This window comes from Bradyrhizobium sp. AUGA SZCCT0177 (assembly GCF_018130125.1).
GTDB lineage: Bacteria > Pseudomonadota > Alphaproteobacteria > Rhizobiales > Xanthobacteraceae > Bradyrhizobium.
Map to the genome: position 1 here is coordinate 354,338 of NZ_JAFCMA010000002.1, position 12,910 is coordinate 367,247.

Sequence of the window (12,910 nt, forward strand, 5' to 3'; positions counted from 1 at the left end):
AATGAACGCGATGTTCTCAGAGGCAAAAGCGAAAGTCAGCCACCGGCTGGCGATGTATCTGCACGCCAATTCCTTCCAGATGCGCAATACCACGCCGATGGTCAGCTTTACCTTTGACGATCTCCCGAAAAGCGCGGCGACGACAGGCGCGGATCTGCTCGAAACACACGGCGCGCGGGGCACCTTCTATGTATCGGGAGGCCTGATTGGCGGCGAAACGCGGGAATGGCCGACGGGCGACGCCGACGACCTGCTTTCCCTACATCGCCGTGGCCACGAAATCGGCTGTCATACATTCTCGCACCGGCGCGCCAGCGATCTCGACGTGGCCGCCCTTGCCAACGAAATCATGCGAAACCGCGGCTACCTCCGCGCGCTGGACGCCTCGATCGAAACCGAGACTTTTGCCTATCCTTACGGATTGGGATCGGTTGGACGGAAGAACCAGCTCAAGGATCAGTTCCAGACCTGCCGCAGCATCGAACCTGGCATCAACAGCGGCACAGTCGATTTACAGCTTCTTCGCGCCGTGCCGCTGATCGATGGCCAGATGGACCGCGCCGGGATCGAACGCATGTACGACGAGGCGGAAACCAATAACGGATGGTTAATTTTCTACGGCCACGACGTCGCTGAACGGCCGAGCCCCTGGGGTTGCTCACCGGCGCTGCTCAACCACGCCCTCGAGGCGGCGGCGCGCCGGAAAATCCCGGCTATGACAATGGCGGAGGCATTGCGATGCGCCCGCGCATAAACGCTTTGTTTGCCATTTCGGTGAATAGTCCCTCAATGAGTATGGTTAATTTTCCCTGTTGCGTTTTTGGCGCGTTGAAGTCTGGCGCGCGTGGCGTAAGGCGAAGAGTAACCCCTCAGCCGATGTGTGCGGCAGTTGGAATGGAAGCTGGGGTCGATGCTTATCTATGACGAGCCGATAAACCAGGCCAAGCTTGACCCGCGGCCCGCCGCAACGCCGGCATTGGGTGGCTTCAGCGTGCTCGATCTGGTTCAACTGCTGTGGCGGCGGAAGATCGCGATCGCCTCGGCGGCGCTGCTCTGCGCCTGCATCGCCGTGGCGATCGGCAAGAGCCTGACACCGAAATATACCGCAACGGCCCAGCTCTACGTCGATCCCCGCGAATTGCAGCTGGTCGATCGCGAACTCACGCCGCGCGCCCCGGACCTTTCCGGCCTTGCGATGGTGGTCGAGAGCCAGGGGCGCGTGATCACCTCGAACAATGTGCTGTTGCAGGTGATCCGCGAGACCCATCTCGAGAAGGACCCTGAGTTCGGCGGCGGCGACGGCAAGAGCCTGTTCGGAACGCTGCTCGGCCTGTTCGGGATCGATCTGCGTCCGACCGCCGAACAGCGCAAGCTCGTTGAAATGGCGGCGCTGGAAAACCTGATCCGCCACATCAATGTGAAAAAGACCGACAAGACCTTCATCGTCGACATCGACGTCTGGTCGATCGACCCGGTAAAGGCGGCGATGCTCTCAAATGCGATCGCCAAGGCCTATTTGACCGAATCCACGCAATCGCAGGCCGCGAGGGTCCGTCGCGCCACCAGCGACCTTTCCAGCCGGCTGACGGAATTGCAGGAACGGCTTCGCAACGCCGAGAACACGCTCGCGGTCTACAAGGCGCAGAACAACTTCGTCGGCACGCAGGACACGCTGATCAGCGATCAGCAGCTCTCCGCCAGCAACCAGCGGCTTGCCGCGGCGCGGGCGCTGACGCTCGACGCGCAGGCCAAACACGATCAGATCGCCGCCAGCCGCAAGACATCGGCGGACGCCGGCGCCATTCCCGAGGCGCTGCAATCGCCAACCATCGCCAATCTGCGTTCGCAATATGCCGAAGCCAGGAAGCGCCAGGCCGAATTGCAGAGCGAGTTGGGGCCGCGTCATCCCGCCTTGCGCCAGATGGAGAAGCAGGTCGAGGATCTGCGCCGGACCATCGGCGAGGAAACCGATCGCTTTCTGCAGGCGGCGAAGAATGACCTGACCCGCGCCCGGGATTACGAAGCTTCCCTGAACAAGGCGCTCGAAACCCAGAAGCGCCAGAGCGTCCAGATGAGCCAGGCCGCGGTCCGGTTGCGCGAGCTCGAACGCGACGTGGAAGCCAGCCGCGACGTCTACCAGTCGTTCCTCAAGCGCTCGCGCGAGACCGAGGAGCAGGAAACCCTGAACACCTCGAGCGCCCGCATCATCGGCGATGCCACCGTGCCGCAGCGGCGTACTTTCCCGCCGGGGATGGCCTTGTTCGCCATAATCGGCTTTATGCTGGGCGGGCTCGCCTCGGCCGCCTGGATCATCGCCGTCGAGCGGTTGACGCCTGGCGCCACCCCGGTTCGACCCAACACGCCGGTCAGGACATCGGCCTCGTCCGCCACGGGAAATCGGACGCTTGCCGCGGCCACGAGGCAACCGTCTGCCACCCCGCAGCCCGCCGTCAGCCTGATCGCGAAGCCGTCGATCACCCGCCTGCAGGAATCGGACGTGGTGCGCACCCTCGGCGGAATCCTGGCGACGGGCGGCACCCTCGATGTCACCCGCCTCGGCTGGCCGACGCTGCGCGCCGGTTTCCCGCTGATGACGTTCCTCAACAGCATGCGCGAAATTCGGACCGCAATGGCGACGCGCGCGGCCAAGGACACCGCGCCCGTCATGGCCGTGATCGGCGCCGGCAATGGCGAGGACCGCAGCATTGCCGCGCTCAACGTCGCGCTCTCGGCCGCCCGCGATGGCGCCAGGGTGCTGCTGATCGACGCCGATCAAAAGACCTATACACTGTCGAACAAGGTGGCCCACCTCGGCAAGGAAGAGACCGGCCGTCTCGGCTGGCTCAATATTGGCGCCAAGGCTGCGCGCGCCATCAAGAGCGCGAACGGAATTTCGATCCTGCCGGCCCTCAAGGCCTCGGATATCAAGGCAAGCGACACCATCCGCAAGGCGATTGCGCAGGCGCGCATCGGCGGCGACTACGATCTGGTGGTCCTCGACGGGCCCGCCATGCCGTGGAGCCCGGCCGACCACGCACTGTTCGACGCCACCGATGGGCTGGTCGCGATCCTGCCGGTCAAGCTCGACATCAACGAGAGCATGGAAGACATCATCACCGCGCTCGGCGAGACCGAGCGCAAGCTGGTCGGTGTCGTCATCAACGAACTCAACCCCACGGCCGTCAACCGTCAGCGAGACAAACAGTATGCGTGAGCGTCGCTTAAACCCCCTCGGGAGAGCCGCTACTGCCGGCGTTCCCCGAATCACACTGGGCGGGCTGCGGCTTGCCGTGCTCGACCTCGAGCAGACCGCGGACTTCATGATCGAGATGGTGTTCCCGCAACGCCGGCTCGCTCGCCCGCTCTATCTGACCTCGGCCAATGGCGAAGTGCTGGCGCGCTGCTCCACCGAACCGATGACCGACCGGCTGTTTCGCTCCGCCGACCTGATCAATGCCGACGGCCAGCCGCTCGTGACGGTGTCCCGGTTGAAATCGCCGACGCCGCTCCCCGAGCGCGTGGCGACCACCGATCTGTTCCACGTCGTCGCCCGCAAGGCGCAGGCGGCCGGATTGACCTTCTACATGTTCGGCGCCGATGAGGCGGAGAACGCCGCTGCCGTCGCCAACGTTCGCAAGCTCTATCCGGACCTGAAGATCATCGGACATTCGCACGGCTTCCTCCGCGGCGACGCGCTGCGGGCCAAGCTCGACGAAATCAACGCGCTGGCGCCCGATTACCTCTGGCTCGCGCTTGGCGTTCCCTATGAGCAGGCCTTTGTCGAGGAATACACCTCGCGCCTGTTCAAGGTCGGCGTGATCAAGACCTCTGGCGGACTGTTCAACTTCCTGTCGGGCAGCCGGGCCCGCGCACCGTATTGGATGCAGGCGACAGGGCTCGAATGGGCCTGGCGCATCTGGCTGGAACCGCGCCGGCTGTTCTGGCGCTATTTCACCACCAATCCGCGCGCGCTCTATCTGCTGTTCAACAAGAGCCGGCCTTCGGCCACCGAACGGACCCGGGATTGATGGGCGCCGGTCTGACGAGCGATCGTCCGGCCATCCTGGTCACGGGCGGCGCGGGCTACATCGGCTCGCATTGCTGCCGGGCGCTTGATGCGGCCGGTTATCTTCCCGTTTGCTACGACAATTTTTCGACCGGCCACCACAACTTCGTCGCAGGCGCGCTGGTTACCGGCGACATCGCCGACAAGGCCACGCTGGCGCGCGCCTTCGCCGAGCACGACATCGTCGCAGTCATGCATTTCGCCGCGTCCAGCCTGGTCGGCGAATCCGTGGTCGACCCACAGAAATACTACGTCAACAACCTCGCCGGCACGCTGGCGCTGCTGGATGCGATGCGCGAGGCCGGCTGCAGCCGCCTGGTGTTCTCGTCGACCGGCGCGGTCTATGGCAATGCCGACAGCAAGGCGCTGCCCGAAAACTATCCCTGCGCGCCGATCAATCCCTATGGCGCCTCGAAATGGATGATCGAGCGCGTGCTTTCAGATTATCGCGGGGCTTACGGGCTCGGCTCGTTCGCGCTGCGCTATTTCAACGCCAGCGGCGCCGACCCCGCCGGCGGCATCGGCGAGCAGCGCGAGGTGGAAACCCATCTCATTCCCCGCGCGATGATGGCGCTGCAGGGACACGTGCCGGACTTCGCGGTATTCGGCGACGATTACGCGACGCCGGACGGCACCGCGATCCGCGACTACATCCATGTCACCGACCTTGCCGCCGCCCATGTGCTGGCGCTGACGCTCTTGCTCGAAGGGCATTCCGGCGGCGTCTTCAATCTCGGAACCGGCAAGGGTTTTTCGGTGCGGGAGATCCTCGCGGCGATCGCGAGCGAGACCGGGCGCGAAATGCCACACGTCGTCAAGCCACGCCGCGCCGGCGACCCGACCTATCTGGTCGCGGACGCTTCCGCCGCGCACGAAACGCTGCACTTCCGCCCTGCTTATTCGGACCTTCCGACCATCATCCGCACCGCCTGGGCCTGGCACAAGAAAGCTCACCCGCTCAAAAACGGGTGAGTAAGCACGGACGTGCGACCGGTCTAAGCCGCATTGTTCCTGCGGCCCTGTACGCCCGCGATTATCGTCTCTCGCCTGTCACGCATGCGGGCACGCGGCTTGCCCCGTGGGAACGAGACCGGCTAGCATCCACGACAACACAGATGAGCGCATTTCAGCTCACGCATGACAAAAGGGAGCAAACCATGACGGCGACCAACCGGTTCTGGCGATACCTCGTGACGCCCCTTGCTCTCGCCGGGATGCTCAGCATCTCCTCCGCGGCTGAACTCAATCCCGCCGCCGTCACTTACAAATTGCCGGACCAGATTCCGTGGGGCCCGGTCAACGCCGCGGGCGCGCAAAGTGCCGTCGTCGTTGGCGATCCGAGCAAGCCGGGCTTCTATGTGGTCTACAACAAATGGACCAAGGGCAATCATTTCAGCCGCCCGCATTTCCATCCCAACGACCGCTACATCGTCGTGCTGCAGGGTACCTGGTGGGTCGGTTCAGGCCCGAAATTCGATCCCGCCAACACGACGCCGATGCCGGCCGGAAGTTTCGTCACGCATTTCGCCAAACAAGTGCATTGGGACGGCGCCAAGGATGAAGATGCCGTTCTCCTGATCATGGGCGAAGGTCCGGCGACCTCGACTGGAGCGGAAGAGAAATAGCCGCAGTGCTGCAAATCTATTCCGGCGACTAATTTCGTTCGCGGACGTGTCCGGCGTTCTAAGCGGAAGCGACGGCCTCAGACGGCTTCCCTGGTCATGGCCGCATTCGCGCCTTGCGCCGAAGCGGGACCTTGCGGTTGCAACGGCGCGTCGTTGTTCGACAAACCCGCGACCTTGCGGATGAGCGATACCGGGGTTCCCGAGAACGACTCGATGCAGAGTGCTACGACCTCGGGCGGTGAGCTGTCGACCATGGCGATCACGGCCTTTTCGTCCAATTGATCCGGTTCCCAGTAGGACGTCGCGAGGCTTTGCGTGGTCAGCCGGTGCGTCGCCCTGTGGGTCGGCGACTGGTTCACAAAGTACCCATAGAGGATGTATTCGGAAAACGAGCGCGCCTTGCCGAGCGCCACCGCCCAGGGCATTCCAGTGACGGCTTCGATCGTGGCAGTCATGTCGCGCAAAGTCGACTTGTCCCAGACAAGCACGTTTCCGATATAGTCATCGGCGGGAAACGCCGTGTTGCTGCCGCCCAAAAGGCGATCACTGTTTCGGACCCAGACAGGATGCAACGGCTTATCCGCCGGAATCGCCAGGCGGTCGACATAGAGCGGGGTTAAATCCGCGCCGGCATAGGCGGCCACATCGAACGGACGAAAGAACGTGTTATCGGAATCGACGATGCAATAGCGCTGATGGGGCAAGTGCAGGGCGCCCGCGATCTTGAGTAGCTGCTGGATATGCCAGCCGTGGAGCGGACCCGACCGGAACGACCACCACGTCCTGCGCCCCGAGCGCGAGACAAACGGCGGCAACGCCCGCAGCCAGGACGGCAAGAAGTGCGAACTCGGCAGCACGGTGCGACGGCTATTCTCGAACCGGGCGAAGTACGGCACGTCATCGTCATTGACGATAACGTAATGCCGTTCGTATCCGCTGACGAACCGATCGATGCTCTCGCACAGCAATTCGAAACGCTCGAGGTCGCCGCGATAGGTCGGGGTCATCAAGGCCACGTTTTTGAGCACGCCACTTCCTGTCATGATGTACTGTGGGTCCGGCGATAGAGATCGATCCCGACTAGATTGATATAATAGATGATCGCTCTAGCGCTTCAAACAACGCTTCGCCGTTAAGATAAACAGCGACTGATTAGGCTGACTCCGGATTTCCAAAGAAAAAAGCGTGGAACGCCCGCGATATTCCAACGGTCAATTTCGTGAAAACGATGCCTGATTTCCGGCGGGGGTATGCCCATGTGAAGGTATGGTTATTGAATGGTTAACCGGCGCGCATTGCGCCGGCCACAGATGCGGATATCATCGCCAGGACAAGGGAAGTTCCGATGCATCCGGCGGCAAAACTGCAGTTTGAGCGCGTTGTCGTCGAATTTGGGCGGTGGCGGGTGCTCGCCGAGGATGACCGGCCGCCCGCTCCGGCCTGGTGGTGGGGACCGGCGGTCGAGGTACGGGATATCGCCCTGACGCTACCGGCGCATTGGAGCGCCAGATTGGGTTTGCCCGATGGCGCGACTTACGCCGACGGCGCGGGCGTCCTGTTCCATTCCCTCGCCGGCCAGGTCATCCAGCCCTGGCCTTATGACTTTTCGCGCAAGGTGAGGTCCACGGATTCGGACGTGCGCGATTTGCATGCGCAGCCGTCAGACGACAGCGCTTTCCAGCCCTGAAGGCGAAGCCGATTCACGCGCATCGCCGGTGTCGGGTTGCAGCGGCGGCGAGGCCAGCAGCGGCTCGGTCCGAAGCATATCCGCCATCTGCCGCGGCGGCAGCGGTTTGCTGAACAGGAAGCCTTGCATCTCATCGCAGGCATGATTGCGCAGGAACGTCTGCTGCTCGATGGTCTCGACGCCCTCGGCGATGACGGTCATCCCCAACGCCTTGCCCATGCTGATGATCGCCTGCGTGATGGCCTGGTCCTCTGAATCAACGGGCAGATCGCGGACGAAGGAACGGTCGATCTTGATGGTGTCGATCGGGAATTGCTTCATCAGCGACATCGACGAATAGCCGGTGCCAAAATCGTCGATTGCAAGCCGGATGCCGCGGTTCTGGATCGCGTCGAGCACCTTGATCGCCCGCGACACGTTGCGCATCACCATGCTTTCCGTGACTTCGAGTTGCAGCAGCACCGGCGACATACCGCTTGCCAGCAACGCCTCGTCGACATCATGCAACAAATTGGCGTCGGCGAACTGTCGCGGCGACAGGTTGACGGCCATCGTCACCGGCCGCAGGCCGCGGCGTTGCCAGGCCATGTTCTGCGCACAGGCTTCCGTCAGCACCCAGCGGCCGATCGGCACGATCAGCCCGGTCTCTTCCGCCAGCGGAATGAATTGCCCCGGCGATACCAGGCCGAGTTCGGGATGGTTCCAGCGCAACAGCGCCTCGACGCCGGTGATCTGACCGCTCGCCATATCGACCTTCGGCTGGTAGTGCAGCGAGAACTGGTCGCGCTCCAGCGCGCGGCGCAGGGCGCTCTCCAGCGTCAGACGCTCGATCGACTGCGCCTTGATCTCCCTGGTGAAGAAGCGGAAGCTGTTCTTGCCGTCCTCCTTGGCAAGATACATCGCCATGTCGGCGTTCTTGGTCAGCGTCTGCATGTCGGCGCCGTCAGACGGATACATCGCGATGCCGATCGAGGCCGTGGTGTGGCACTCATGCCCGCTGAGCTGCAAGGGCTGGCTCAACACGGACAAAAGACCGCCGGCGATGCGTTCGACCTCGTGCGGTTCGGCGGCCTCTTCCAGGATCACGACGAATTCGTCGCCGCCGAGCCGCGCCACCACGTCGCTCGAACGCAACGCGCCACGCAGCCTGCCTCCGATTTCCACCAGCAGCATGTCACCGGCGTCATGGCCCAGCGAGTCGTTGATGACCTTGAACCGGTCGAGATCGATGAACAGCACCGCAAACGACCGCTGATAGCGTTCCGCGGCATCGATCGTCCGGCGCAGCATGCCGTTGAACATCTCGCGGTTCGGAAGGTTGGTCAGGCTGTCATGCGAGGCCAGATATTCGATCCGCTCGTCCGCCCGCATCTTTTCGTCGGCGCGGTCAAAATTCTCCAGCGCCAACGATACGTTGTCGATGAGCCGCTGCAGCAGTTCGGAGAATTCCGGCGTGAACGTATCCTTCTCGATCGCAACGAAGATCATGACGCCAACGACCCGCCCCCGCACCAGCAGCGGGTAGGCTGCGCTCGCACGGGTCCCATCCCTGCGGGCGCGCGCATGGAACACCTGGCTACGCGGGTCGGCAAGGTAGTCGTTGATGATGCAGGGCTTGCCCGAGCGAATCGCCATGCCGGTGGACCCGCGTCCTTCCGGATGGGCCTTATTGGCGGACACCCGCACCTCGCGCGAACTGGCCGCGGTCGGTCCGGCGGCCGCGACAATGTCCAGATAATCGCTGTCGGTCCTCGTCAGCGCGATGGAAGTGGCGGTAAACTTGCCGCCGTTTGCGGTGGCCTGGCACACCAGATCGAACAACTCGTTGCGCGAACTTGCCCGCACGATGGCTTCATTGGTCGCGCTGAGTGCCGCCAGCATGCGCGTCAGACGCTCTTTCTGCTCCTCGGTCTTCGCCTTCTCGTCGGCGCGCTCGAACGTCTCCAGCGAGAACGACACGTTGTCGGCGAGCCGTTGCAGGAGCTCGGTGAATTCAGGCGTGAACGCGTCCCTTTGCAAGGAGACGTAGAGCATGACGCCTACCACCTGCCCGCGCACGAAGAGCGGAAAGCCGGCGGCTGATCTGGAGCCGAGTTCGCGGGCCTTGGCGTGAAATACCGCGGCGCGCGGATCGGTAAGATAGTCGTTGAAAATACAGGGCTGGCCCGAGCGGAACGTTATCCCGCAAACACCGCGGCCTTCCGGATGCGCTTCATTGATCGACAGGGTGACCTGCCGCGCGCTATGGCCGGTCGGACCCGCGCCGGCGACGATTTCCATGAAATCGCTGCCGGGCTTTGCCAGCGCGATGGTGGTGGAGGTGAACCTGCCGCCGGTCGCCGCCGCCTCGCAAACCAGTTGATACAGTTCGTCGCGTGATCCCGCCCGAACGATCGCCTCATTGGTCGCGCTGAGCGCGGCGAGCATGCGTGTCAGGCTCTCCTTCTGGCGCTCGGTCTTCGCCTTCTCGTCGGCGCGATCGAAACTTTCGAGCGCAAAAGACACATTGTCGGCCAGCCGTTGCAACAGCTCGGCAAACTCCGCGGTAAACGTGTCCGCCTGGGAGGAAATGAACAGCATCACGCCGACGATCCGCGCCTCGACCAGCAGCGGAAATGCGGCGCCTGACCTTGCGCCGTCGTTGTCAATCACCTGATCGAACGCATTGTTTCGCGGGCCTGCCAGGAAATCGTTGTTGATGCAGGCCTGCCCGGAACGGAACGCCGTCCCGCAAACCCCGCGGCCTTCCGGAACTGCCGCGCTGATCGAGACCTGCAGACGGCGGGCGTTTTCCGCCGTCGGCCCGGCCGAGGCAACCATGTTGAAGGAATCACTGTCTGACCTGACGAGGAGGATGCTGGTCGAATTGAAGCGGCCCCCCTGTGCTGCGGCAGCGCATACCAGTTCGAACATCTCGGTGCGCGACCGGGCCCGCATGATCGCTTCATTGGTCGCGCTGAGCGCCGCGAACATCCGCGTCAACCGCTCCTTCTGTTCGTCGGCTTTCGCCTTGGCGTTGGCGCGTTCAAAATTTTCGAGGGCGAACGAGACGTTTTCCCCGATCCGCGCCAGCAGCGCGATGATCTCCTCATCCGCCGCCCATGCCATGCCGACAAAGAACATCACGACGCCGACGCTTTGTCCCGCCTTGATCAGGGGCACGGCGACGCAGGCAACGACGCCGGCCTCACGTCCGGCCTGCTGCCACGGGCCACCCTGCGAGATGTCGTGGTTGACGCAAAGCCGCTGCGTCCGGAACGCCTGACCGGCAACCCCCTTGCCGTAGTCATTGTCTGCATCGGTCGAGAAGCGTGTCCGGGTCAGCAGATCGAGGCTCTCGCCGCTGCCGGCCACAGGCTTCAGCCAGATCGAATCCGGCTCTGACAGCAGGACCACCGTCGCGACCGACTTTCCGCTGTAAACGGCGGCATCGCAAACGCGCTGATAAAGTTCCTGTTCGGTCTTGGCGCGAAGAATCGCTTCGTTGGTCGCGCTGATGGCGCCGAACATGCGATTCAACCGCCGCATCGTCCGCTCGCCATCCTTGCGCGCAGCTTCATGATCGAAATTATCGAGGGCGAATGAAATGTTCGCCGACATGCGTTCGAGCAATGCGACGACCGGGGCGTCAATCGACCCGACTTCGCGCCGCGTGACGAGGAAGACGCCGATGCTGCGGCCGTTGCAGGTCAGCGGCAACCCGGCGGCCGCGCCGACCTGTCCGGCAGCGGCACCCTGGCGCCAGGCCAGCGAATGCGCGTCGTTGAGGTAATCGTTGCTGATGCACAGCTTCTGATGGCGGAAAGCCTGCCCGCAAACCCCCGAGCCCTCCGGGGTATCAGCCAGGATCGAAATGTCGATGGCGCGCAGCCTTGCGGTGTCTTCGCCGAAGCCGGCCGCAAACCGAAGCAGATTGGTATCGTGGTCCAGCAAAAAGACGGCGGTCGCCAGGAAGTCTCCGCTGGAGAAAGCGGCTTCACAGACCTTTTCGTACAGTTCTTCCGGCGATTTCGCGTACAGGATCGCTTCGTTGGTGGCATTCAACGCCGCAAATGTACGCGCGATACTGGTCTTCACGGCTCTCGAGCTCCCAGCAGACAATAAGGGCCTGCTGCCCCACGGAATTTTATGCGCGGGAGAGGCCTAAATGGTCGTTATTGGCGGCCGGAAGTTGCGATTCAGAGTAAATACCTGCCCAACATCGCAAGGCCGTCCTCCGAAGAACTACGGTCCGTTCACGATTTATCAGCCATGGCAGCGGCGGTGCCTCCGGCGGCCAAGGGCCTGGGCGGCGCGGTAGCCAATTTTCGTCAGATGAAATCCGAACCGCGCGAGCCCGCCTCACGGGCATGCCCGGTACGGATATTCTGCCCTTGCTCTCCCGCCACCGCTTTGAGACCATGCTTCGACAACAACAAGCAAGACCCGCTGCTCGCGGGCATTCGACGAGGAAACCCATGCCGATCGTACAGGCCGACCGTCTCACACGCATCGGCGCGGCACTGCTCAGGGCCGCCGGCGCATCGGACGAGGAAGCCAAAGCGGTCGCCGTCGGCTGCGTCAACGCCAACCTCGCCGGCCACGATTCCCATGGCATCATCGCGATCCCGACCTATATCGACCGCGTCAAGGCCGGCCATATCGTGCCCGGAGCGAAGTGGACCATCGTGCAGGAATCGCCGACCACGACCGTAATCGACGGCCATTGGGGTTTTGGGTTTCACGTCAACGCCAAGGCGATGGCGCTGACCATCGAGAAGGCGAAGACCGCCAACGTCGCGGCCTGCACGGTGTTCCGCCAGAGCCATGTCGGTCGGCTCGCCGCCTATCCATTGATGGCGATGCAGGAGGGCATGATCGGCATTGCGACCGCCGACTCCGGCCGCTCGCCGAAGATCGTGGCGCCGTTCGGCGGCCGCGAGGCACGGCTCGGAACCAACCCGATCTCGATTGCCGTTCCCTCCAACCTCGACGCACCGTTTTATCTTGACATGGCGACCTCGGCCGTCGCCGCGGGCAAGATTGCGCTGGCCGTGTCGCGCAACGAGGAAATCCCGAAGGGATGGATCGTCGATGCCGAGGGACGGCACACCACCGATCCCGGGGAGTACAAGAAGGGCGGCGCCCTGCTGCCGCTCGGCGGCAGCGAGGGTTACAAGGGCAGCGGCCTTGCCGCGATGGTCGAGGTGCTGTGCGGGCTGCTCACCGGGCTGGGCTTCGGCGTCGAGCCGACCGGCCGCCACAATGACGGATGCTTCATGGCGGTGTTTAACGTCGCGGCGTTCCGGCCGCTGAAGGATTTCAAGAAGGAAGTCGCCGAGTTTGCGCGCTATCTGAAAGAGACGCCGCCATCCGAAGGCTCCACCGGCGTGTTCTATCCCGGCGAAGTCGAATATATCCGCGAGCAGCAACGCAAGCTTTCCGGCATCGAAATCGAGGATGCCACCTGGGACAAATTGCGCGAGCTGACCGCCGAATACCAACTCGGCGCCGAGCTCGATTTTAGATGAAGCAGCGCTTGGCCGGTACAAG

The 12,910-nt window shown here is 63.2% G+C and carries 9 protein-coding genes; 7 read left to right on the plus strand and 2 right to left on the minus strand.

Annotation, left to right across the window (positions count from 1 at the left end; all coding sequences use genetic code 11):
- Position 1 precedes the first annotated feature (1 nt).
- The 5 genes from JQ597_RS04045 (at position 2) to JQ597_RS04065 (ending at position 5,691) form a co-directional block, all read left to right on the plus strand.
- Entirely contained in the window at positions 2-754 is a 753-nt protein-coding gene (locus JQ597_RS04045; protein ID WP_249133071.1) for a polysaccharide deacetylase family protein, read from the plus strand.
- A 156-nt stretch (positions 755-910) separates the two neighbouring features.
- Entirely contained in the window at positions 911-3,214 is a 2,304-nt protein-coding gene (locus JQ597_RS04050) for a GumC family protein (RefSeq protein ID WP_212262938.1), read from the plus strand.
- Positions 3,207-4,028, plus strand: a complete 822-nt coding sequence (locus tag JQ597_RS04055; RefSeq protein ID WP_212262939.1) for a WecB/TagA/CpsF family glycosyltransferase — start codon at positions 3,207-3,209, stop codon at positions 4,026-4,028. The genes JQ597_RS04050 and JQ597_RS04055 overlap by 8 nt, the downstream gene beginning before the upstream one ends.
- Positions 4,028-5,038: a UDP-glucose 4-epimerase GalE gene (gene galE, locus JQ597_RS04060; RefSeq protein ID WP_212262940.1), complete on the plus strand. Its 1,011-nt coding sequence runs from the start codon at positions 4,028-4,030 to the stop codon at positions 5,036-5,038. The genes JQ597_RS04055 and galE overlap by 1 nt, the downstream gene beginning before the upstream one ends.
- Positions 5,039-5,223: 185 nt before the next feature.
- Positions 5,224-5,691, plus strand: coding sequence for a cupin domain-containing protein (locus JQ597_RS04065; protein ID WP_249133072.1), 468 nt, complete (start codon positions 5,224-5,226; stop codon positions 5,689-5,691).
- 77 nt (positions 5,692-5,768) lie between these two features.
- On the opposite strand, the gene JQ597_RS04070 is transcribed toward JQ597_RS04065, so the two are convergent.
- Positions 5,769-6,719, minus strand: coding sequence for a DUF6492 family protein (locus JQ597_RS04070; RefSeq protein WP_349628779.1), 951 nt, complete (start codon positions 6,717-6,719; stop codon positions 5,769-5,771).
- A 317-nt stretch (positions 6,720-7,036) separates the two neighbouring features.
- Between JQ597_RS04070 and JQ597_RS04075 the strand changes: the two genes are divergently transcribed.
- Positions 7,037-7,378 carry a hypothetical protein gene (locus tag JQ597_RS04075; RefSeq protein ID WP_212262942.1) on the plus strand — a complete coding sequence of 114 codons (342 nt, stop codon included), beginning with the start codon at positions 7,037-7,039 and terminating at the stop codon, positions 7,376-7,378.
- On the opposite strand, the gene JQ597_RS04080 is transcribed toward JQ597_RS04075, so the two are convergent.
- The gene (locus tag JQ597_RS04080) at positions 7,352-11,455 is read right to left on the minus strand and encodes a bifunctional diguanylate cyclase/phosphodiesterase (protein WP_212262943.1); all 4,104 of its coding nucleotides are present in this window, start codon (positions 11,453-11,455) and stop codon (positions 7,352-7,354) included. The genes JQ597_RS04075 and JQ597_RS04080 overlap by 27 nt on opposite strands.
- Before the next feature lie 380 nt (positions 11,456-11,835).
- Here JQ597_RS04080 and JQ597_RS04085 point away from each other — a divergent pair, with 380 nt between their 5' ends.
- On the plus strand, positions 11,836-12,888 hold the full coding sequence (locus JQ597_RS04085) for an Ldh family oxidoreductase (protein WP_212262944.1): 1,053 nt from the start codon (positions 11,836-11,838) through the stop codon (positions 12,886-12,888).
- Positions 12,889-12,910 lie beyond the last annotated feature (22 nt).